This is a genomic window from Vibrio sp. CyArs1 (assembly GCF_022432925.1).
In the GTDB taxonomy this organism is placed as follows: domain Bacteria; phylum Pseudomonadota; class Gammaproteobacteria; order Enterobacterales; family Vibrionaceae; genus Vibrio; species Vibrio mediterranei.
The window spans coordinates 115,183-139,418 of sequence record NZ_JAKRBO010000008.1 but is presented as its reverse complement, the minus strand read 5'-3'; the positions used below and the strand labels follow the sequence as shown (position 1 = coordinate 139,418).

Here is a 24,236-nt window from a genome sequence, read left to right as displayed (position 1 = left end):
GAATAGTGATTAAAGAGCTCATGGCAATGATGAACCCAAAGAGAAATAGTGTAACACGCCTACTGACTCCAATTGCATTGGCTTTGTCCATTGCCGCTTGTTCTACTCAGCCAAGCGCCCCAACGAGTGTTGATATCACCCTTGCTCCAACCGCATCTTCTGAAACGTACTTAATGCGTGCCGATGCCGATCAAGGTGGTTTTGCTAATGAATGGCTAATTCTAGCGTTCAAAGCATCGATTCAAGAAGGCAACTACGAACAAGCTAAGCGACTTTCTAATCGTCTAGCCAAACAAAACCTAACCGTTATTCAGCAAGCAGAATGGCAATTAGCTCGTGCCGAGCTTAACCTAGCGCAAGGTAATGCACAGGATGCATATCTACAACTGAACTTCCCTGCGGAATGGCCTCTTGCCCAACAGCAATGGCAACGCTACTACGAGTTAAGAGCGCAAAGTCTGGCCCAATTAGGCCGCTACTTTGAGGCTAGCCGAGAATTGATTGCCATGTCAGGTTTCGCTCCACGCGAAGATCAGCAAGGCATCAATGATGAGATTTGGAATAACCTCAACCAGTATTCTGCTGAGCAGCTTTCAACCCTAGTCGCAGAACCTAAAGAAGAAGTTCTTGATGGCTGGTTACAGCTTGCAACTTATATGAAAGCACTAGGTGGTAGCCTTCCACAGCTACAAAATACCTTAAAGAACTGGTTGGCCGAGAACCCGGACCATCCCGCTGCTGAATACACCCCACAAAGTATCTTAGACATTTTAAGTTTAGAGATCACGACGCCTCACAGCACTGCACTGCTGCTTCCATTAACGGGCAAATATGCGAAACAAGCGCAGCTAGTTCGTGATGGGTTTATGATGGCAATGATGGACGATGAGCAACGCGACCCAGAGGCAATTTTTACCGTTATCGATACTAATGAAACGGCTCCAGCAGATATCAAAGCACAACTAATTGCCAATGAAGTGGACTTCATTGTTGGTCCACTTATCAAAGAAAACGTTGAGAAGCTGCAACAAGCACAAAAACAATCTGAAACGCCAATTCCAGCACTTGCACTCAATATTCCTAGCGAGTTAGAACCATCACAAATGATGTGTTACCTAACGCTTTCCCCAGAGCAAGAAGTAGCGCAAGCCGCCGCTCATCTTTCTGAAGGTAACTATGAGTATCCTCTGGTCCTAGCACCAAGAGGCAACCTCGGTGACCGCGTAGTGAAAGCATTTGAAGAAGAATGGGCGAAAGTCAGTGACAACAAAGTGGCTATTGCACAATATGGAAATCGCGCTCAGCTGCAAAAAACCATCAATAATGTATTCGGTCTTCAGCAAAGTCAGCAACGTATCGCCCAAATGGAAGCGTTGACAGGCATGAAGCTAGAGAATCAACCACGTAGCCGTCGCGATATTGACTCTGTTTATATCGTTGCCAATAGTGCAGACCTGACGTTGATCAAACCGTTTATTGAAGTGGCGATTAACCCAGATGCGCAGCAACCTCAGTTGTTTGCTGATTCACATAGCCACACTAGTAAACGTCAATACGAGGATCTCACTGGCGTAGTCTACAGTGATATCCCTCTGCTAATTGACCAAGATCCTCAGCTTGACGCACAAATGACCAAGTTCTGGCCGAAGAGCTCGAATGCAGAGAAACGTCTGCAAGCATTGGGGATGGATGCTTACTCATTAACTAAAGAACTACCGCAGTTAAAAGCCGTTCAAGGTTATTCTGTAGATGGCCAAACTGGCACATTGAGCGTTGATTCTGACTGTGTTGTACAGCGCCAAATTTCGTGGGGTGTATATGGTCAAAAGCCAACTCAAGTAACGGAAGCTTCTGAGACACAAGCGCCTAATACGGAAGAAGGTACGGATGGCACTGCTACCGTGGAACAACCGATCAGCCAATAAAAGAGCGGTTGGCAAAAACTACGAAATTCTCGCTAAGGACTATCTGGGTCGACAAGGCCTAGTAGCCTTAGCGGAGAATTACACCGCTAAATGCGGTGAGGTGGACCTCATCATGCAAGACGGTTCCACTCTTGTCTTTGTCGAGGTAAAGTATCGTCAAAGCACTCAGTATGGCTTAGCTCAAGAGATGGTGACACCCTCTAAAGCACGAAAGCTTCAAAAAGCTGCCACCCTTTGGTTGCTGCAAAACGGCTTATCGCCCTACGATACTGATTTTCGATTCGATGTCGTTGCCATTCATCAGCAAGGCAATGACATTAACTGGATAAAGAACGCGATCACTCAAGGATAACCATGCGCGATAGCATTAAAGAAAGTTTCACTGAAAGTATTCAAATTCAAATTGCGGCTGCAGAAGCGCTTCCTGACGTTATTACCCACGCTGCACAAGCCATGGTAGCAACACTACTCAACGGTCACAGAATTCTTTGCTGTGGTAATGGCGGCTCAGCTTCCAACGCCCAACAATTTGTCTCTTGCTTACTGAATCGCTTCGAAACTGAACGTCCCAGCTTACCTGCTATGACTCTAACTGCCGATAGCACCACAATGACCGCAGTAGCAAACGACTATAACTTCGAAGATATCTTTGCCAAGCAAGTACGCGCCTTTGGTCAAGCTGGAGATATACTGCTTGCGATTTCCACCAGTGGTAACAGTAAAAACGTCATCAAAGCTATGGAAGCCGCAGTAACTAGAGATATGACCATCATCGCCTTTACTGGTAAGGACGGTGGCGAAATGGCAGGTCTGCTGGGTGAGAATGATGTGGAAATCCGTATCCCATCTCACAGAACCGCACGCATTCATGAGGTGCATATGGTAACTCTGCATTGCTTATGCGATCTTATTGACCAAGTTCTATTCCCTTCCCACGAAGAGTAATACCATGAAGATGTACAAAGTTCTGACTTTGCTATTGGTTAGCATCATGTTGCCTGGATGTGCGGGCTTGTTTGTCGCTGGCGCAGCAACCACTGTCAATTTAGTGACTGATACTCGAACCACAAAAGAGATTTGGAACGATAACTCATTAGAATCCGAAGTTGCGGGGATGAGCAATAAAGCCCCCTACGTAGGTCAAGTACGTGTGGTTGCAAGTTCTCAACGCGGTACCGTGGTTCTGATGGGACAAGCTAAGACCCAAGCACTAAGCAACCAACTCGAAGCGCAAGTTAAAGGCTTAAAAGGCGTTAAACGAGTTTATAACCAAATTCGAATTAAAGATCCGATCAGCTTCACTAGTGTCAGTAATGACAGTTGGTTAACGACAAAAGTGAAGTCAGCGTTGCTGACCGATGAGCGCCTTAACGGTGTAAAAGTTAAAGTCATCACTGAAGACAAAGAAGTGTTCTTACTCGGTTACGTTTCTAAAGAGCATGCAGATGTTGCCACTGAAATCGCTCGTAACGTCTCTGGGGTAAACCAAGTTATTCGTGCTTTCCAATTTAGTGAGCAGCAAGACAAACTCAATACTGAGGCTCCGGTTGAAGAAACAAAACAGCCAGAAGCTCCGGTTAAAAATACCGAACCTGAAGAAGAAATGAGACCAATTATTGAAGAGCCTGCACCTTTTCATGAAATAGAAGGTTAAAGTCCTTTTAAACGTAAAAAGCGAGCTTGATGCTCGCTTTTTTAATATCTGTGGTTCGTCTTTAACTCTATGGCTTAAGTGCTCGCTCACCACGAGCAACACCTACGATACCACTTCGTGCAACTTCCACCACATCAGTCACTTCAGAAAGTGCTGAAACAAACGCATCCAACTTCTCTGCGGTGCCCGCGAGTTGCACGGTATACTGAGAAGCCGTCACATCAACAATCTGACCACGGAAAATATCTGCAGTACGCTTTACTTCCGCACGAGCGAAACCACTGGCTTTTACTTTCACCATCATCAGCTCACGCTCAATATGGTCAAACTCAGTTACTTCTTGAACCTTTAGAACATCAATAAGTTTGTGGAGCTGCTTTTGAATCTGTTCAAGTTCCATTTCGTCTGACTCAGTCGTGATGTTAAGACGAGACAGAGTTTCATCATCCGTTGGTGATACGTTGAGTGACTCGATGTTATAACCACGTTGAGAAAACAAACCTACCACTCGAGAAAGTGCACCCGGTTGGTTTTCCATTAGTAGTGAAATGATATGTCTCATATTATGTTCTCTCCGTTTTGCTTAGCCACATCTTATCCATGCCTTCCCCTTTAATTTGCATTGGGTAAACATGTTCTGTTTCATCAACATTGATATCGACAAACACTAAGCGATCTTTCATTTCTAGCGCTTTCTTCAAACCAGACTCAAGCTCGCTTGGGTTGGAGATTCGAATCCCAACATGGCCGTAAGCTTCTGCAATCGCAGCAAAGTCTGGAACAGAGTCCATATATGAGTTTGAGTGACGACCTTGATAAATCATGTCTTGCCACTGTTTTACCATTCCTAAGAAACGGTTGTTTAGGTTAATGATCTTAACTGGCACATCGTATTGCATCGCCGTCGACAGCTCTTGAATATTCATTTGAATACTGCCGTCACCGGTGACACACACCACTTCCTCATCGGGATGCGCAAATTTCACGCCCATGGCTGCAGGGAAGCCAAAGCCCATGGTCCCTAGACCACCAGAGTTGATCCAACGACGAGGTTTGTTGAATGGGTAATAAAGCGCTGCAAACATTTGGTGCTGGCCAACATCCGACGCGACATACGCATCACCGCCAGTCAGTTTGTGCAGCACTTCAATAACTTGTTGTGGTTTAATGCGTTCTTCTGAGGTCTCATAACCTAAGCAGTTGCGCGCTCGCCATCCTGCAATGTCATCCCACCAAGCATTAAGCGCTGCTTCATCATTAGTTCCGCCTTGCTCCACAAGCAATCTAAGCATGGTCTCAAGCACCACATCTGCAGAGCCAACAATCGGCAGGTCAGCACGAACGTTTTTAGAAATCGACGATGGATCGATATCGATGTGAACCACTTTGGCATTAGGGCAGTACTTATCAAGGTTGTTAGTTGTACGATCGTCAAAACGTACACCTACACCAAAAATCAGATCAGCATTATGCATTGCCAAGTTCGCTTCGTAGGTGCCGTGCATACCCAGCATACCTAGTGCATTTTTGTGAGTACCAGGGAACGCGCCTAGCCCCATCAAAGTACTAATAACAGGTAAGTTAAGCGTTTCAGCTAGCTTAATGATATGCTGGTCGGCTTCTGACATCACCGCACCACCACCGACATAAAGCACCGGTTTCTTCGCTTCTAGAATCGCTTTTAGTGCTTTTTTGATTTGTCCTTTATGACCCGTCATTGTCGGGTTGTAAGAGCGCATCTTAATCGTTTCCGGATACTCGTAAGGAAACTTAATTTGCGGATTCATGACATCTTTTGGAACATCAACAACAACTGGACCTGGACGACCTGAAGAGGCGATATAGAACGCTTTCTTTAATGTTTCAGGTACATCTTCTGCACGTTGTACTAGAAAGCTGTGTTTGACCACCGGACGTGAAACACCCACCATGTCACACTCTTGGAATGCGTCATTACCAATCAGGTTATTTGGTACGTTACCAGAGATAACGACCATAGGGATAGAGTCCATGTATGCGGTTGCAATACCAGTAATCGTATTGGTTGCACCAGGACCAGAACACACTAATACAACACCAGGTTTACCGGTTGCACGTGCGTAGCCATCAGCCATATGGGTTGCAGCTTGTTCGTGACGAACGAGTACGTGTTGAATGTTTTCGCGCTTTTCATGCAGCGCATCGTAGATATCGAGAACGGAACCACCTGGGTAGCCAAAGATTTGTTGAACACCTTCGTCAATCAAAGATTGTACGATCATCTCTGCACCAGATAGCATTTCTGGGGTTGAATCTGCCATATTGTCTCCTTACCAGTTATCGCAGCAATTTGGTTATTGCTGAGCTGGCATTACATAGTTAGGTCTTATTCGTAGCCTAAATCGAAATTACTCACTTTCGGCTATGTCACGCCTAGCTTGTCATAACAAGCCATTCGTTTACGCAACAACTTTAACTCTTTATTAGCACAAGATCTAACCCTATCAAGTTCTCAAAAAACACACTCCACTTTTTATGAGTCGTTTTGCAAACATTTGTTACAAGCTTGAACCACTAGCCAAACGATCAACAAGGACATCAATGAAAATTCAGTATTAAATTCTTTCAAATAGCACCAAAAACCGCGCAAACCTATCGTTGAGTTGGATAATTCACAACAAAGCTATCTGCAGAAATAACAAAAGCCTCCCAAAGGAGGCTTTCAAATTTGAAGGCTCTACGTTTTTAAGCCGCTTTTACTGGAGGCTTTCTCTTACTAAAGCGCCAACGCTTGAAGATGGATGGTTTAGATTGCTTCTCTTCTCGCTTTCCTAACATTAACAAACAAGGAGTTAATACTAATGTCAATACTGTCGCGAATGCCAAACCACCAGCGATAGCTGTTGCTAACTGCGACCACCACTGAGTGCTCGGAGCCCCAAACTCTATTTTTTGGTTAATGATGTCGACATTCATCTCCAGCACCATTGGCATAAGGCCAAGTATGGTCGTTACTGTAGTCAATAAGACGGGACGCAAACGCTGCACGCCGGTTCTCAATATGGCATCTCGCTTGTCTAATCCTCGTTTTAGCAGTTGGTTATATGTGTCGATAAGCACGATGTTATTGTTCACGACGATCCCAGCTAAAGCGATAACCCCAATTCCCGACATGATAATGCCAAATGGTCGCTGGAAAATAAGCAGACCTGCAAATACCCCCACTGTCGAGAATATAACGGCACTTAAGATAAGGAAGGCTTGATAGAAACTATTAAACTGAGTTATCAGAATCAATGCCATCACCGCTAGTGCAACCAAAAACGCACTTTGTAGGAATTCAGATGAGTTCTTCTGTTCTTCGTTTTGACCACGAATTCTATAATCGATACCGGCTGGTAAATCGATATTACTCAGTTGCTGCTGAAACCCTGGCAGTTCGACCGCGAGGTTATACCCTTCAGCCATATCAGCCTTAACACTAATAATACGAACGCCATCTAAACGGTTGATCGTATCTTGTTTAGGCTGAGGAGTTATCTCTGCAAAGTTGGTAATAGGCACCAATCCCGCTGGGGTTTTGATACGGAGCTCATCAAATCGGCCAATATCTCGTTTGTCACTTGGGAATCGAACGAGAATATCCACCTCCTCCGTCGAGTCGTCAGGCAAATAGTCGCCAATTTTCAATCCATTAGTGACAAACTGTACCGTATTTCCAACCAGAGTCGCATCTGCAGCAAACCGTGACGCGTCATCGCGACTGATATCAATTTGCCAATCAATACCCGGCTTATTCGAGGTATCACTGATATTGGTCAGCTTAGAGTTACCATCAGCCCAGCGACGTATCATTTTAGCGGCTTCATCGAGCTTTTCTGGGAAACGCGCTGAGAGCTCAATTTCTAAATCGTGTTCAACAGGCGGTCCTGCGTCTGGGAATTTGTACTCGATCTCGACACCAGCAAACTGATCCGTGGTCTGCTTGAGCTCTTCGATAATAACATTCACACGACGACGATCTTGCCAATCAACCGGAGTGATCTGAATCGTACCAATTTCATCCTTACCACCGGTTTTGGTATAGACGCTCTCAAATTCTTTGTGGTTAAACATTACCTGTTCCACCACTCTCATCACTTCATCTTTCTCCTTGATCGATAAGTCACCGTGAGAACGCACTTTTACATTGAAGTAAGGAGGATCTACCTCAGGGAAGAACTCGGCACCTAGACCCGCTTTGTTGTAGGCGAACCCGACCCCTATCGCCATCAAAATCGCCAACAACAGTATTTTCAATGGGTGACCGATGGCAATATCTAGTGTGTGGTAATAGAGCTTAGTGATACCGGTTGCTTGATCAAATTCACCGTTATGTAACGCAACCATCTGTTGCTGGCGCTTCTGTGAAACATACTGAGGCTTGCCAATCAAACCACCGATCACAGGTACAAACAACAGTGCCATGACAAGCGATGCAGTAAGGGTTGCGATAAGAGTCAACGGTAGGAATTTCATAAATTCGCCGGTGGTGTCCGGCCAGAATAATAGCGGCGCAAAAGCTGCTAGCGTAGTGGCCGTTGAGGCTGTAATTGGCCAAGCCATTCGCCTTGCAGCGTCACGATAAGCTTGTTTACGAGGGGTACCCTCTTGCATTCGACGGTCAGCAAACTCCGTTACAACAATGGCCCCATCAACCAGCATCCCCACAGCCATGATTAGTGAGAACAGCACGATAATATTGACCGTTAAACCAAATACTGATAGCACCAATAAGCCCGTTAGGAAAGAGCCGGGAATTGATATCCCTACCAACAAGGCCGTGCGTACACCAAGAATAGCAATAATGACGATCACTACTAAAATGATGGCCGAAAGAATATTGTTTTGGAGATCATTAAGCATGATCTTTACGTCTTTCGATTCATCTTTGGTGAATTTCACCAAAAGGTTATTTGGCCACTCCGGTAGCATTTGCGCTTGGCGTAATACCTCTTTAACGAGATCTACCGTTTCAATAATGTTCTCACCCGAGCGCTTTTTGACATCGAGTACCACTGCCGAGCGACCATCTAAACGAGCAAAGCTGTCAGGATCCCTAAATGCGCGGCGCACTGTCGCCACATCACCAAAAGTAATCACCTGTTTGCCATCGACCTTAACCGGTAGCTCTAATACATCTTTCAAGCTATCAAATACGGAAGGAACTTTAACGGAAAAACGTCCATATCCAGTATCGACAAAACCCGCGGCCACCACCTTATTGTTCAATGCGATTAAATTGTAGATATCGCCCTGATCTAAGCCATAGCTTTCCATCAACAATGGATCGACAACGATTTCAACGATGTCTTCACGGTCACCCGCGATATCCACTTCAAGGATCTGCCTATAGCTCTCCAACTTATCCCGCAATTGGCGAGCGAGTTGAACAATTGTGCGCTCTGGAACAGTACCGTAAAGAACGACTGATAACACAGGTTGCTCAGAGGCAAGGGTTACTTCGTTTACCGTCGGCTCATCACTGCCATCAGGTAGCTTAGGCTTCGCTAAATCTACCGCATCTCTGACATCGGCCATTGCTTTGGCTAGATCGACACCGACGTTAAATTCCAACGTCACTGAGCCATGCCCTTCTGAAGCCGTCGCCGTCATCTCTTTCACTCCCTCTACGGAGCGCATCTCTTTTTCAAGGGGGCGGACTAACAATCGTTCACTGTCAGTAGGAGAAATACCTTGGTGGCTAACAGAAACATAAATGATTGGAATGGTAATGTCGGGACTCGACTCTTTTGGTATCGAGTTATAAGTCGCAATACCAGCAATCAAAATTAGAACCAGTAAACTCAACATGGTTCTGGAGCGAGACAGCGCCGCATCAATTAATGCAAACATAGCAGCTCCTTATTGCTCTTGCTGCTGGGCAATTTGATTGGCTTGGTCAACACTGATGGCTTCAACGTTGTCGCCATCACGAACAAACCCCTGTCCGAGCACAATAATGTCAACTTGCTTGCCCAGTCCGGTCAGCCAAACGCCATCTTGCTCAGCTTTAACAAGCTGAATCGGTATAAAGGCGACTCGATTTTCCTTTAGAGTTTTCACCCCTAGGTTGCCACTTTCATCTAGCGCCAGCATTGCAGGCGTAATCTTAATCGCTAATTGCTCATCTAACGCAAGTTCAACCTCAGCACTGATACCAGCCGGAATACGTTGATTAGGATTTGGTACTTCGATTTCAATCGGGAAAGTATTCGTCGATTCGGAAGAAACTCGAGAGATATAGCGCAACTTTCCAGTCACTTCATCACCGTTAATAAAGCGGATTTGCGATGGCTGGCTAGTGACCAATTGCTGAATATGTCTCTCGCTAACATCCGCTTCGATGATCAACGTTTCTAAATCAATCAGCGTCGCCACAGGGTCACCAACCGAAACAAAATCACCAAGTTCAATGTATAGATGGTCGACAATACCGGTAAATGGAGCTTTGACTGATGTATTGCGTAATGCCAATTTCGCCGCACTCACCATAGCTTTCGCTTCAGTTAAATTTGCGGCAGCGGTTGAGTAAGCTACTTCTCCTTGAAGTCCTTTGCTTTTTAAAGATTTAGAGGCATTGAATTCTTGCTGTCTGACATTTAGCATCGCTTGAGCACGCTCTAAGCGCATCTGCAAATCACCGAGATCGATTTGAGCGATTGACTGACCTGCTTTAACTGAGTCACCTTTTCGTACATTCAGTTTAGTGATCTTACCTGCAATCTCAGCACCCAATTTCGCGGTACGATCTGGCGCTGTTCGGCCGTAGAGATCGATTTTCTTCTCGACTTGTTGAGCATTAAAAGTTTGATATACAACGCGAGCTAGAGGCGCAGGATCATCGGAAGGTGCGGTAGATTGATTTTCTTCAGCTTTTAACACGCCTAAACCTAGCCACACACTAAGTATGAAGATACAGAGCAGAGAAATAAGCCAAGGACGTTTCGAAAAAAAACTGCCAGATTGACTGATTGGCATAATCATTTCCTTATAATTGTGTTTTTGACGCTAACGGTTAGATACGTTGCTCTAAGGCAACTAGTTCTAAAAAATTATTAGCAATCAAACATTAAACAACATCCTATGTTTAATGTGGTGACTGAACTACTTTACTCAGCCTAGAGAAATAGACAACTAAACTTCTCTCCTAATCTGCTCTTAATGGGGAATTTTTCACAATGTTAAAAGCGAGATCAAAAAAGGCGAACACATGGTTCGCCTTTTTATTTGCTATACGCTAAAAGATGCGCCACAGCCACAGGTTGTGGTCGCATTTGGGTTATTCACGAAGAAACGAGAACCTTCTAGTCCCTCAGTATAATCAACCACACCACCAACTAAATACTGCAGGCTCATTGGATCAACCACTAGAGTTACACCACATTTCTCAATAGTCGTGTCACCTTCGTTCACGTTCTCATCAAACGTAAAACCATATTGGAATCCACTACAACCGCCACCCGTAATATAAACGCGAAGCTTAAGCTGTGGGTTTTCTTCTTCTGCAATTAGGGTCTGTACACGCGTTGCCGCGGCATCTGAAAAATCTAAAGGAATAGCTACATCACTCACGGGAACCTCTCTTGCTACTCAATCGCAAATAACACCCTACCACAACCTAATGATGGGCAGATATCCCCTGCGATGAAAAACGACGGCCCAGTTGCTCACCAGACCTTGCATATAATTTTTAAAGTTATTGCACCAGATTATCTAATACCTGACTGCTTCGTTCAAGTATTACGCAAAAGCAAATTAGCTTTACAGCAGATTCAAACGCTAATTTACGAAAATGTGCTCAAAACACTACTAGAATCTGTGCGGAGATGTACAATGCTGCTCAACTTGGTCCGAACAAGCAAAGAGGAACTTTCCATGACCAAATCAGCTGAGCTGTATGAAAAAGCGCAACAGACCATCCCGGGCGGTGTTAATTCTCCGGTTCGTGCCTTCAACGGCGTAGGTGGTTCACCTATTTTTATCGAACGTGCCGATGGTCCATTGATTTTTGATGCTGATGGTAAAGCGTACATTGATTACGTAGGTTCATGGGGTCCTATGATTCTAGGCCACAACCACGCTGCAATTCGTGATGCAGTGATTGATGCAGCGCAACGTGGATTAAGTTTCGGTGCACCAACTGAAATGGAAATCAACATGGCGGAATTAGTTCGCAAGTTGGTTCCATCAATGGAACAACTGCGCATGGTAAGTTCTGGTACAGAAGCAACCATGAGTGCGATTCGTCTAGCGCGTGGCTACACTGGTCGTGACAAAATTCTTAAATTCGAAGGTTGCTACCACGGTCATGCAGATAGTCTATTGGTTAAAGCTGGTTCAGGTGCACTAACACTTGGACAACCAAGCTCTCCAGGTGTACCAGCTGACTTTGCTAAATACACACTGACTGCACGTTTCAACGATCTAGATTCCGTTAAAGCTCTGTTTGAAGCAAACAAAGGCGAAATCGCTTGTATTATCGTAGAGCCTGTTGCAGGCAATATGAACTGTATTCCGCCAGTGGAGGGTTTCCATGAAGGTCTACGTCAGATTTGCGATGACGAAGGTGCTCTACTTATTTTTGATGAAGTAATGACAGGTTTCCGTGTTGCTCAAGGTGGCGCACAAGCACATTACAACATCAAGCCAGACCTAACCACGCTCGGTAAAATCATTGGTGGCGGTATGCCAGTTGGTGCTTTCGGTGGTCGTAAAGAAGTGATGCAATACATCGCACCGACAGGTCCTGTTTATCAAGCAGGTACGCTGTCAGGTAACCCAATTGCGATGGCGGCAGGTTACGCTTGTTTGACGCTACTTTCTGAAGAAGGTAATGAAAAACGCCTAGCGAACAAGACCAAACAACTTGCTGATGGCTTTAAGCAACTTGCTGACAAACACGGTGTACCACTAGTCGTGAACCAAGTAGGTGGCATGTTCGGCTTCTTCTTCACTGAGCAAGAAACTATCACTTGCTATGAAGAAGTGGCTAAGTGTGATGTTGAACGTTTCAAACGCTTCTTCCACTTAATGCTAGACCACGGTGTTTACCTAGCCCCATCAGCATTTGAAGCCAGCTTCACATCGTTGGCACACGGCTCTAAAGAAATCGATGCGACATTAGAAGCAGCTGATCGCTGTTTCGCCATCATTGCTAGCGAAGCATAAGCAAGCATTGAAAAATATCTTAAGGGCTGATTAATCAGCCCTTTTTTATGCCTGCCAATTAAACAATGCCAGAATAATGAGCACTGCAATGGTCAGAGAAAACCAAGGAATAGCACGTTTTTGACGCTTATTCGATTGACACTTCTTGTCGTCGCTACAACACCCCATATCCCCTCCGTAAAGCCAATGAATGAAAAGTAATTAACGTTGATCGATCAACATTTTGCGTCCATTATATGACCACTATAACTAAGTAAAAACGCCTCGTCTGTAGGTGTTTGTCATAAAGTCATTACCCCTTCTTTAAGAAGGTCTGAGGAAACGTTGTGAAGAATAAAATGAATGTGACTGCTAGCCACTGGGTACTGATCCTTGCCCTTCTGTTTGCAGCGTTTGCTTGTTATTTATTAGTTGAACCCTATATGAACTCCATTGTTATGGCGTTCATCCTTTCTCTGTTGATGTTCCCGATTCATGAGTGGATTGAGAGCAAAATGCCGAAGCACAAAAACGTCGTCGCCTTGCTCTCATGTATTGTATTGACGTTTATTATCGTTATGCCTCTACTTTTAGTATTTAGTGCTATCGTTCAACAGGGTTCCGTGTTTTCTCAAAACATGTATCAATGGGTCACTGGCGGTGGTATTCAAGAGGTTATCGCCCACCCTTGGGTAAAGAAAGGGTTGTCTTTTATCAATGACTACCTACCTTTTGACGCAATTAACGCACAAGATATTGCTCAGAAAGCGGCTGAGTTTGCGACTTCGCTAGGTTCGAATTTAGTTGCGACTAGTGCAAAAATTCTTGGTGACGCAACAAACTTCCTGATGAACTTCTTCTTGATGTTATTTGTTCTGTTTTTCCTATTGCGTGACCACGACAAAATCATCGCTGCGATTCGCCATATTCTGCCGTTCTCGCGCAGTCAAGAAGATCGCCTATTGAATGAGATTGAAAAAGTGTCGAAATCAGCGGTCATGGGATCATTCTTGACCGCGATAGCTCAAGGAGCTGCAGGTGGTTTTGGTATGTGGATAGCAGGGTTCCCTGGGCTGTTTTGGGGCACAATGATGGGCTTTGCGTCCTTTATTCCTGTTGTAGGGACCGCACTTATATGGATACCAGCTACCGCTTACTTGCTCATTACTGGCGATACCACATGGGGCTTGTTCTTAGCTGTCTGGAGCATCGCTGTCGTCGGCTCTATTGATAACGTACTACGCCCGCTGCTAATGCAGGGAAGTGCGGGTATGAATACTCTGATGATATTCTTCTCTCTCTTAGGGGGTATTCATCTATTTGGCTTAATTGGATTAATTTACGGCCCTCTTATCTTTGCCATCACTATGGTTCTGTTCAATATGTACGAAGAAGAATTTAAAGACTTCTTAGACGGACAAGATAACAGCTAGACACTTTTTTCAGGGAGGGCTTTGTGAGAGAATCCCCTCCCTTTTTACTTCTAGAGATAACTCGTCATGGCAACCTACATCGCACCTAGTCAAATCGCGGAAAGGCAACTCGAATACTTCGCACAAAAGCGTGTATTGGTCATCGGCGAAATAGAAGATCAGTTCCCTATCGAGCTTAGTAAACACTGCGACAAGGTGACAGTATTTACCAGTAATTACATCACCTACCGCATGTTAAGCTCTTCAAGTAAAATCACGACGTTGTTCGGCGCTTCATTATCGAGTGACATTGATGCCGATATGATTTTACTCTACTGGCCAAAAGCGAAAGCCGAAGCGCAAATGCTACTGGAAATGGCACTAGCAAAACTTGGCAACGACACTGAGATTGCTGTTGTCGGTGAAAATCGCTCTGGCGTAAAGAGCATCGAAAAAATGTTCAAGCCTTACGGACCAATGAACAAATATGACTCAGCTCGACGTTGCTCATTTTACTGGGGCATGTGTAAGTCAGCCCCCGAGTCATTTGAGCTTAAAAACTGGTTTAAAAGCTACCAAGTAGAGCTCAATGGATTACCCATCACAGTTAAAAGCCTGCCAGGCGTCTTCAGTCACGGTGAATTTGATAGTGGTAGTCAGCTGCTCCTAAACAACCTACCTGAACTGAAAGGTAAAGTGCTCGACTTTGGTTGTGGTGCCGGTGTTATTGGCGCTTACATGGGGCTAAAATATAACGATATTGAACTCAATATGTGTGATATCAATGCCTTTGCCATTGAATCAAGTAAGCAAACTCTATTAGCGAATAATTTAGAAGGGCAGGTATTTGCGTCAGACGTCTACTCCGATGTCACCCCAGGACTCGACTTTATTATCAGTAATCCACCGTTTCACGCTGGCTTAGATACCAGTTATTCAGCAACAGAAACCTTATTGTCTGACGCACCTAACTATATGAATAGCAAAGGGCAGTTAATGATTGTCGCCAATAGCTTCCTCAAATACCCCCCTATTATTGAGCAGCAATTTGGTCACTGTCACACTGTCGATAAAAATCGTAAATTTGCTATCTATCACGCAACAAAATAAGTCATCAAGAATCCAATTGGTTGGTATTCTCAACCCTTTCACCAACCAATTGAATTCATTTAAATAACTCGCTTCATTAGGCCCTTTCTTACACCACAAAGCTGATTGCATACGTTATTTTTGTGTTACTCAACACGGTTTATCGCCAACTTACTTGTCAAAGAAAAAAAAGTCATTAAATTGCTAAGGTTAACTCTTTCTTAATTCGTCATACCGAGAGCTAAGCGATAAATATGTTCAAGTTGTATCGAAAACAGAAATTCAAGCGACTGCAAAACACCTTGATGATGGCTTTTTTGGTGCTCAGCATTACACCCTTGACGGTCATCGCGCTATTCTTTCTCAACGCACACAGTCAGGATCTAAAAGATCAAAGTACCTCTCATCTGGTATCGATAAGAGATACTAAAAAACAGCAGTTGATCAACTACTTTCAAGCTCAAGAGTCTGAAGTCATGGGATTCGTACGTTCAGAACTCGCTTATGCCAGTGGTGGACGATTCTATGGACTGGTAAATGCGTTTCAGCGCCTCGGTGACGATATAGAACAAGCAAGAGAACATGCGCAAGAACGCTATATTCAAGGTTCAGGCAATCAAGTAAAAACCGCAATCCTTCCAGACTCTAGTAGTTATGTAGGAAGTGAGCGCTACCGTCTTCTACACAAGCGCTATCATAGGGCGTTTATGGAGCACCTGAAACGCTCAGATTTTGATGACATCATACTGGTTGATCTTGCAGGCAACGTCACCTACTCCGTCTATAAAAATCGCTATTACGGCACAAATTTAGAAACGGGCGAGTTTTCAACTCAGATCCTTGGCGAAACCTTTGATCGTTTGAAATCTGAAGTCACTCACAAGCGCAAAGAAAACGAAGAGTACACCCCGGTTGTTATTTCCGATTTTGCCCTACAAGATGACCAACAGTACGCTTGGCTTGGTGCACCGATTATCCAGCAAGGTTATCTTCACAGTTATGCCATGTTCAGGCTTCCCATCAAAGGAATCACTAAACTCATCACTGACGGCAAACCAGATGATATTAAGCTGCTGCTGGTCGGTAGTGACCATGCCGCCAAGATACTTGGGCTTGAACAAGACACCATAGACAACAGCAACGAAGTTATCTCACAAGCCTTATCGGGTCTCACCATGGTGGGTAGCTACACCAATGCCAAAGGCGAAGACTACTTTGCGGCATTCACTCCTATTCAACTCAATGAAACCAATTGGGCACTGGTTGCCGAAACACCAGAGGCCATCGCCTTTGCTAGCGTTAAGCAACTAGAAAAACTGTTTGTTATTGCAATGCTGACCGCGATTGTGCTGGTTGTCATTGCTTCACACTACCTTTCTAACTTTATTACGTCGCCACTGCTTAAGCTTACTTGGGCAGCCGAAAGAGCCTCTGGTGGAGACTTAGAACCTTCGATTATTAGCGCAGACCGTAAAGATGAGATTGGCCGATTGGCTCTGAGTTTCGAGCGTATGAGGCGCTCAATAAAAGAGAAGATCGAGCTCATTAAGAGTCAGAACCAAGAGCTAGAGCAGAATTTAGTCACGATTAAAAAGCAAAACGAAGAATTACAGCTAGCAAACAAGCTGAAAGATGAATTCCTTGCAACCACCTCTCACGAACTTCGCACTCCACTTCACGGCATGATTGGGATTGCAGAGGCAATGATCTCAGGTGCCAATGGACCAATCGGAGCCAACCATAAATATCAACTTGATATCATTGTTAACAGTGGCCAGCGCCTTGCTGGATTGGTGGATGATCTTCTCGATTATCACAAGATGCGTTACGGCAACTTAGATATTGAGCGTTCTGCTATCAGCTTAACCGGTGCAACACAGCTGGTCTTGGAGCTGTCACATCACTTGCTTGGTGAAAAGAAGATTCGAATTATCAATCAAGTCCTCGAACCATTGCCTTATGTCTCAGCCGACCCACAACGCTTAGAACAGGTACTTTATAACCTTGTAGGTAATGCCATCAAATACACCAATGAAGGTAAGATCGTATTATCGGCCACCGCCATGGATGATCATATTCGAGTGCAAGTTGTGGATACCGGCCAAGGGATTCCTGCTCAACAGCTTGAACATATTTTCGAGCCGTTGGTTCAAGCTGGCCATGATTCAGGTCATTACCGCCAAGGTGCAGGGCTTGGCTTATCGATAAGTCGACAGCTTATTGAGTTAATGGGCGGTTCTCTTTATGTCAGTAGTCAGCCTCATGTTGGCACCACGTTCAGCTTCACCCTTCCTTTAGCGACACAGGAAGAAATAGAGCATATGTCTCAATTAGGACAAAATAGTCACTTCCATATCGCCGAGCCGACTGAGATCAATCACGAGGAAGAGGAAGTCCTTCCAGAGAATCCTGATGGACCAGTGTTGCTTGTCGCGGATGATGAGCCAGTGAATTTACGTATCCTAGAGAGCTTTTTAAGACTAGAAGGCTATCAAGTGAAATTGGCCAAAGATGGCTTAGAAACACTGGATATCATTGAGCATGAAAAACCAGACTTACTGCTACTCGATATTATGATGCCTGGAATGAGTGGCTTTGAAGTGTGTGAAACCATTCGTGAACAATACGATCATGCCGCGCTGCCTATCATTATGCTCACTGCTTTGAATCAATCAGAAGACAGAGTTCGTGGTTTTGAACTCGGTGCCAATGACTACCTTGCAAAACCGTTCAGTAAGCCGGAGCTAGCGGCACGCATCGCCGCTCACCTTCAAGCAAGCAAAGCTGAAGAGAGACGCGCCGAAAATCAACTTCTCAAGTATGAAATCAAGCAACGTGCGTTGGTTGAAGCAAGTTTGTTAGAAACACAAGGGCGTTTGATCGAGCAACTCGATAGTGCGCCGGAAGCGATTCTATGCATCCGAGAAGACCTCAAGGTACAGTTTGCTAACCAAAGTGCCGGACGTATGTTTAAACGCAGTGTTGAACAGCTCAAACGCTCCAATGTTGAAGAGCTAATTGCGCCTAAATTTATTCACTTGTCTCAGGAGCATTATTGCGGCGATATCGATATTTTTGTCGATGATGTACGCCAACATATAAACACCGATATTCTCACCTTACCTGAAGGTTCGGGGTTAAAGAGCATTTACATATTCGAACAAGGGCAGTCCCTAGATCAAACGCGCGTGAAGAACCTAGAAACCGCTATTGATGCGTTATCTCGATATGCGATTGAAGGTGATAAGGCGAAACTGCTGGAACTCAAAGAGCTGGGCGGAGAATTTACTCAATTAGCGGATAAAGCCGTCGATGAAGAGAAGTCTCGTCCTGAATTGATGCGCGAGTTATTGGTAGATACCATGACCAATGCGCTGGAGTATTGGGAAAGTGTTACTGGACAAAGCAAATTTGCCTTTGCTGAACAAAGTGGCTTGTGGCGTGTTTACTTGGACCGCAGTACCTTGCAAACGCGCACATTGGATAAGTATTTGCGCGTAGAGACTTTACCTAAAACACCTCGTTGGCGCACAGTACTCAGCTCAGTAGAATACATACTCGACCATTGTCACCGTCAAGGCCCAGAGCGTGACCATATTATTGCTCTGCGCGACAAGCTGCAAAAGTTGCTGACCAATTAGCCTAGAGCAAATCACTAACTCAGCGCATAAAAAAACGGCCACTCAAAGTGGCCGTTTTTTTATTCAGTATAGAGCTCTTAGCAAGCTCTATAATTCACCATTAAGCAGGCTCTTGAAAGATGACTGTGTCTGCTTTCTCTGTGTACTGGCCCATACGGTGGAAGTTTAGATAGCGGTATGTATCTGCTGCCGTTGGGTCAATCTGCTTCATGTACTCTAGGTATTCTTCTTTCGTTGGAATCTTACCTAGGATTGCACCGACTGAAGAAAGTTCAGCTGACGCAAGGTATACATTAGCACCAGTACCAAGACGGTTCGGGAAGTTACGAGTCGACGTAGACATAACTGTCGCTTCGTCAGCAACACGCGCTTGGTTACCCATACACAAAGAACATCCCGGTGTTTCGATACGAACCCCAGCGCGACCAAAGATACCGTAGTAGCCTTCTTCCGTTAGCTGGTCACGGTCCATTTTCGTTGGTGGAGCAATCCATAAACGAGTATCTAGTTGACCATTGTATTTATCAAGCAACTTACCAGCAGCGCGGAAGTGACCAATGTTAGTCATACAAGAACCAATGAAGACTTCGTTGATTTCTGTCCCTTGCACCTCAGAAAGTAGACGAGCATCATCTGGGTCATTTGGTGCACAAAGGATTGGCTGCGTCACGTCTGCAAGATCAATCTCGATAACATGAGCGTATTCTGCATCGCTATCCGCTTGCATTAGTTCAGGACTCGCCAGCCACTCTTGCATTGCAACAATACGACGTTCGATAGTACGACGGTCACCATAGCCTTCTGAAATCATCCACTTAAGCATAGTGATGTTTGAGTTCAAGTACTCTTCGATGGACTCTTGAGACAGTTTAACGGTACAACCTGCAGCACTACGCTCAGCCGAAGCATCAGAAAGTTCGAATGCTTGTTCAACAGTTAGATGTTCAACGCCCTCAATCTCTAGGATACGACCAGAGAACTCGTTGATCTTACCGGCTTTCTCAACCGTCAATAGACCTTGCTGAATCGCATAGTAAGGAATCGCATGAACAAGGTCACGAAGTGTGATGCCTGGCTGCATTTCACCTTTAAAGCGAACAAGGATAGATTCTGGCATATCAAGAGGCATAACACCGGTTGCCGCAGCAAACGCGACCAGGCCAGAACCTGCTGGGAAAGAAATACCAAGAGGGAAACGAGTATGTGAGTCACCACCTGTACCAACGGTATCTGGTAGAAGCATACGGTTTAACCAAGAGTGGATAACACCATCACCTGGACGCAGTGAAACACCGGCACGGTTCATGATGAAATCAGGCAGTGTATGATGAGTATTCACATCGACTGGTTTTGGATACGCTGAGGTGTGACAGAATGACTGCATTACTAGGTCTGCAGAGAAGCCTAGACATGCTAAGTCTTTTAGTTCATCACGCGTCATTGGGCCTGTCGTATCTTGAGAACCAACCGTCGTCATCTTCGGCTCACAGTAAGTCCCCGGACGAACACCTTCAACGCCACAGGCTTTACCAACCATCTTCTGAGCCAATGTATAGCCAGCATCTGACTCTTCAACAGCTACTGGGCGGCGGAAAACTTCTGACGGCTCAAGGCCTAGAGATTGGCGAGCACGGTCTGTTAGACCACGACCAATGATAAGTGGAATACGACCACCAGCACGAACTTCATCAATCAGTACGTCTGTTTTTAGTGCAAACTCTGCTAGGGTTTCACCTGAATCGTGGTTACATACTTTGCCTTGGTATGGATACACGTCAATCACGTCACCCATGTTCAGCTTAGTTACATCCACTTCGATTGGCAGTGCCCCTGCATCTTCCATTGTGTTGAAGAAGATTGGCGCAATCTTGCCACCCAGTACATAACCACCAGCACGCTTATTTGGTACGTTTGGAATGTCATCACCCATAAACCACAACACGGAGTTGGTTGCTGATTTACGAGAAGAACCTGTACCTACCACGTCACCAACATAAACAAGTTGATGGCCTTTGCCTTTAAGTGCTTCAATTTGTTTGATTGGACCGATTGAACCTGGTTGATCCGGTTCAATGCCATCGCGTACGTTTTTCAACATCGCTAAGGCATGTACTGGAATATCTGGACGAGACCATGCATCAGGTGCAGGCGACAGATCATCAGTGTTGGTTTCACCCGTCACCTTGAATACTGTCAACGTAATTTTCTCTTGTAGCTCTGGTTTAGACAGGAACCATTCCGCTTCAGCCCAAGACGTTAGAACTTGTTTTGCGTAGGCATTACCTGCTTTTGCTTTCTCTTCTACATCATAGAAAGCGTCAAACATTAGTAGCGTATGAGACAGTGCTTTAACGGCAATTGGCGCTAGCGCTGCATCGTCAAGCAAGGCAATCAGTGATTCAATGTTATAACCACCTTGCATGGTGCCTAGGAGTTCAGCTGCTTTTTCACGGCTCACTAGTGGCGATTCTACTTCGCCCTTAGTTACAGCCGTCAGAAAACCTGCTTTAACATAAGCAGCTTCATCAACACCAGGTGGAATACGGTTCTCGAGGAGGTCTAGAATAAACTCTTCTTCACCCTGAGGTGGGTTCTTTAATAGCTCAACAAGTCCAGCAACTTGTTCGGCATCCAGGGGTCTTGGGACAACTCCTTCGGCAGCACGCTCTTCGACGTGTTTACGGTAGGCTTCAAGCACGACTTTTTCCTCTCATTGCGGTCCCTCCTTAATAATTAGAATTAGGAGTGGACATCCTTGGAAACTTGGCTCTCCCTCGCCTTATCTCGTCATCAAGTAACTGAATCAGCAGTGCCAGAGAGGCCAAACTGTGGGGCGAAGGATAGCAAATTTAACGTTAGATTAAAATCTTATCATTTTGACCAACATTGCAAGTTTGAGTAAAAACAAGCATTTTGCGACTAAAGTTGCAGCAGGTCGCTGCAATACTACCCTTCATTTAGAGTATTTATATTCAACATAATCTGGAGTGATAATGACGTTTAATAAGCAGCTCCAATAATCAAATAGAACGAGCGTAACCCTGTTTCTACTTGACCATAAGACAGCATAATAGGCCCGACAGGAGAGTCTATGCCAGCAAAGACCGACCCTGCCAGATACAGTGGCGCATTAGACAACGAACGGTCGCCATCCCAGACACCGCCGTACTCAGCACTTGCTCCTAAGTAAACTGGGGATTGGAACATGCCAAAGTCGTTATCGAACCAGCGATAGCGATACACGAGACTACCATAGAGCTTGTTCTGGCCAATCAAACTATTACGAGGAATACCCGACATATTCAAAAAGCCACCAAGTTCTCTTGGGCTCACTGGCAATGAGTCGTTTTCCGTCTCGATCATTTCGTAATCGAAAGAGCCGACTAAGGTATTACGATTAAAGGTTTTTGCATATTTAGTAGCAATGCTAATTTCGTAGGCGTTATCAGAAAATTCTGAAGGTTCAGTTTGGATGTTTTGGTCGCCACTGTCTCTCGATAGCAAATACTCTAAATTCACCAACCAGCCTTTTGTCGGCAAACTATAATCATCTAACGTGTCCAGTTTGTAGTTGGCAAAAATACCTCGACGATCAAAATCAAACGTACCAGCAGAAGGTAAAGGTGATACATACGATTCACCAGTCGTATACCTTGCACCAATTTTCACTTCTTGCCATAGCGCTGGTTGATAACCAACCGCAAACTCTCCTTCCCACTCTCGATACGATACTGGAATAAAATCAGCATTGCCTTCAAGAGCTGGCTCCATGCAACCATCCCCGCTAGAGTTTAATTGACAGAGCACATTTCGCTTGTCGCTGTTGTAGCGAAGGCCACCTAACAAGAAAAAGTCTTGATTGAACATGAATGGCGAGTAGACCTCTGCTTCCACTCGCTTGTCAGTACCAAAGTCCGCGTTCACTCTCAGCTCTGCCCCGCGATCGTTCAAGTCAGTAAAGTTAGTGGTAACACCGATCGAATAGAAGCTGTTCGCATTGAAGTCTTCTTCAAGGTAGAAACGAAAGTCCATATAATTTGGACCCCAAGATTTCTCTTTTACATCGACAACAAGATCTGTTTCATCGCCTTTATCATCGTAACGGTATGTGATCAATTCAAAACGATCGAGCGCATAGAGCTCCTCGATATGCTTCTCTATCTCATCGGTTTCTAGAATCTCACCCGCTTCCAGCCCCAGACGGCTTTTGATTAACTCATCACTGTAGTGACTCTGGTTATTGATCACTATCTTATCGACTACGTTCTCATCACCGTACACCAACTTTTTGCGTGCTAACTGTTTGGCATCGATGTAATGCTGAAACTTAGCACTGTTTACGGTCAGAGCTTTAAGCTGCTTCTCATTACGATAAGCCGCTTGATACCCTAAGTCATACGCTTTCGGCATCGCTGAAAAATCGGTGGTAGCGATCTGTCCCACATCTGGATGCATTAAGATGTCGTTGTCATCCAGAGCTTGCATTTGCTCTTCTGTACTGCGGCGTACCAAATAATTGGATAGCTGCTCGCCAACAGTTAAGAAGCTACTGAAATCCTCTCGGGTTTTGTAATCACTACTGATATCAACCGCGATGATAATATCCGCACCCATTTGCTTCGCCAGCTCGACAGGCATGTTATTGGTCACCCCACCATCAACCAGTAAATAGCCATCTAGCTCATAAGGAGGTAGTGCGCCCGGCACCGACATACTCGCCATCATTGCGTCCACTAGATAACCTTTATCCAGTACAACAGGCTCAAGTTTTAGTATATCCGTCGCTACCGAGCGATAAGGAATGGCCAAGTCATCAAACGATTTAAACTCAGGAAGGTTGCCCGTAGTTTTGCGCAGAATGCGTAACATATTCTGGCCTTGTACCACCCCTTTTGGGGCTTCTATCGAGCCAAAATGTAAACCGATATCGGTGCGAATTTGATAGCGGTCTTCCGACTCCTTATCGCGAACTCGGCGTTGACTGCGGCTGACGCGGTCGCGATATCCATTATTCCAATCCACGGTATAGATGAAGCTTTCAATCTCATCGGCACTCATCCCGGTCGCATAAAGGCCACCCACATAGGCCCCCATGCTCGTGCCCGTGATGATATCAACAGGAATCTGCATTTCTTCTAGAGCTTTTAGAACACCAATGTGCGCAGCCCCTTTCGCGCCACCGCCTGCCAAAACCAATCCTATCTTAGGACGGTCAAGTTCCTTTGCGTTGTTATCGGTATTTTCGGTTGCTAACACCCATCCACTGCTGGACAGGAGAGCGACGGCTACTAGCCACTGAGTCAGGCGTTTCACATTCATCCCTAAAAGCGCTTTTTATTATGGTTAA

General features: G+C 45.1%; 16 protein-coding genes. 8 read left to right on the top strand and 8 right to left on the bottom strand.

The window, feature by feature from the left end:
* The first annotated feature begins 26 nt into the window (after positions 1-26).
* The 4 genes from MMA19_RS21030 to MMA19_RS21015 are packed head-to-tail and all read left to right on the top strand — an operon-like array spanning position 27 to position 3,579.
* Complete coding sequence (locus MMA19_RS21030; protein WP_240207140.1) at positions 27-1,925, top strand: penicillin-binding protein activator; 1,899 nt, start codon at positions 27-29, stop codon at positions 1,923-1,925.
* Positions 1,888-2,277, top strand: coding sequence for a YraN family protein (locus MMA19_RS21025; RefSeq protein WP_006072695.1), 390 nt, complete (start codon positions 1,888-1,890; stop codon positions 2,275-2,277). Before MMA19_RS21030 ends, MMA19_RS21025 begins: the two co-directional genes overlap by 38 nt.
* A 2-nt stretch (positions 2,278-2,279) precedes the next feature.
* Positions 2,280-2,870 (top strand): phosphoheptose isomerase, encoded by a 591-nt coding sequence (locus MMA19_RS21020; RefSeq protein WP_006072694.1) that lies wholly within the window; start codon positions 2,280-2,282, stop codon positions 2,868-2,870.
* A gap of 10 nt (positions 2,871-2,880) precedes the next feature.
* A complete protein-coding gene (locus MMA19_RS21015; RefSeq protein WP_240207172.1) occupies positions 2,881-3,579 on the top strand; it encodes a BON domain-containing protein in 699 nt (232 codons plus the stop codon).
* Between the two features lie 67 nt (positions 3,580-3,646).
* Here the strand turns inward: MMA19_RS21015 and ilvN are convergent, their stop codons facing one another.
* The 5 genes from ilvN to erpA form a co-directional block, all read right to left on the bottom strand.
* Positions 3,647-4,141 carry an acetolactate synthase small subunit gene (ilvN, locus tag MMA19_RS21010; RefSeq protein ID WP_240207139.1) on the bottom strand — a complete coding sequence of 165 codons (495 nt, stop codon included), beginning with the start codon at positions 4,139-4,141 and terminating at the stop codon, positions 3,647-3,649.
* Between the two features lies 1 nt (position 4,142).
* Positions 4,143-5,879, bottom strand: a complete 1,737-nt coding sequence (locus MMA19_RS21005; RefSeq protein ID WP_006072689.1) for an acetolactate synthase 3 large subunit — start codon at positions 5,877-5,879, stop codon at positions 4,143-4,145.
* Positions 5,880-6,303: 424 nt separating this feature from the next.
* Positions 6,304-9,453, bottom strand: coding sequence for an efflux RND transporter permease subunit (locus MMA19_RS21000; protein WP_240207138.1), 3,150 nt, complete (start codon positions 9,451-9,453; stop codon positions 6,304-6,306).
* Between the two features lie 9 nt (positions 9,454-9,462).
* Positions 9,463-10,578 carry an efflux RND transporter periplasmic adaptor subunit gene (locus tag MMA19_RS20995; RefSeq protein ID WP_240207137.1) on the bottom strand — a complete coding sequence of 372 codons (1,116 nt, stop codon included), beginning with the start codon at positions 10,576-10,578 and terminating at the stop codon, positions 9,463-9,465.
* Positions 10,579-10,830: 252 nt separating this feature from the next.
* The gene (gene erpA, locus MMA19_RS20990; RefSeq protein ID WP_006072684.1) at positions 10,831-11,172 is read right to left on the bottom strand and encodes an iron-sulfur cluster insertion protein ErpA; all 342 of its coding nucleotides are present in this window, start codon (positions 11,170-11,172) and stop codon (positions 10,831-10,833) included.
* 303 nt (positions 11,173-11,475) lie between these two features.
* Here erpA and hemL point away from each other — a divergent pair, with 303 nt between their 5' ends.
* Complete coding sequence (hemL, locus tag MMA19_RS20985) at positions 11,476-12,768, top strand: glutamate-1-semialdehyde 2,1-aminomutase (protein WP_124940246.1); 1,293 nt, start codon at positions 11,476-11,478, stop codon at positions 12,766-12,768.
* 45 nt (positions 12,769-12,813) lie between these two features.
* Here the strand turns inward: hemL and MMA19_RS26580 are convergent, their stop codons facing one another.
* Entirely contained in the window at positions 12,814-12,936 is a 123-nt protein-coding gene (locus MMA19_RS26580; protein WP_261359919.1) for a hypothetical protein, read from the bottom strand.
* A gap of 158 nt (positions 12,937-13,094) precedes the next feature.
* Here MMA19_RS26580 and MMA19_RS20980 point away from each other — a divergent pair, with 158 nt between their 5' ends.
* The 3 genes from MMA19_RS20980 (at position 13,095) to MMA19_RS20970 (ending at position 18,889) form a co-directional block, all read left to right on the top strand.
* Positions 13,095-14,180, top strand: coding sequence for an AI-2E family transporter (locus MMA19_RS20980; protein WP_240207136.1), 1,086 nt, complete (start codon positions 13,095-13,097; stop codon positions 14,178-14,180).
* Positions 14,181-14,246: 66 nt separating this feature from the next.
* Positions 14,247-15,269 (top strand): 16S rRNA (guanine(1207)-N(2))-methyltransferase RsmC, encoded by a 1,023-nt coding sequence (gene rsmC, locus MMA19_RS20975; RefSeq protein ID WP_240207135.1) that lies wholly within the window; start codon positions 14,247-14,249, stop codon positions 15,267-15,269.
* 233 nt (positions 15,270-15,502) lie between these two features.
* Positions 15,503-18,889 (top strand): response regulator, encoded by a 3,387-nt coding sequence (locus tag MMA19_RS20970; RefSeq protein ID WP_240207134.1) that lies wholly within the window; start codon positions 15,503-15,505, stop codon positions 18,887-18,889.
* Positions 18,890-18,989: 100 nt separating this feature from the next.
* On the opposite strand, the gene acnB is transcribed toward MMA19_RS20970, so the two are convergent.
* Both acnB and MMA19_RS20960 read right to left on the bottom strand, forming a co-directional pair.
* A complete protein-coding gene (gene acnB / locus MMA19_RS20965; RefSeq protein WP_240207133.1) occupies positions 18,990-21,587 on the bottom strand; it encodes a bifunctional aconitate hydratase 2/2-methylisocitrate dehydratase in 2,598 nt (865 codons plus the stop codon).
* A 302-nt stretch (positions 21,588-21,889) separates the two neighbouring features.
* Entirely contained in the window at positions 21,890-24,208 is a 2,319-nt protein-coding gene (locus MMA19_RS20960) for a patatin-like phospholipase family protein (RefSeq protein ID WP_124940249.1), read from the bottom strand.
* Positions 24,209-24,236: the final 28 nt, after the last annotated feature.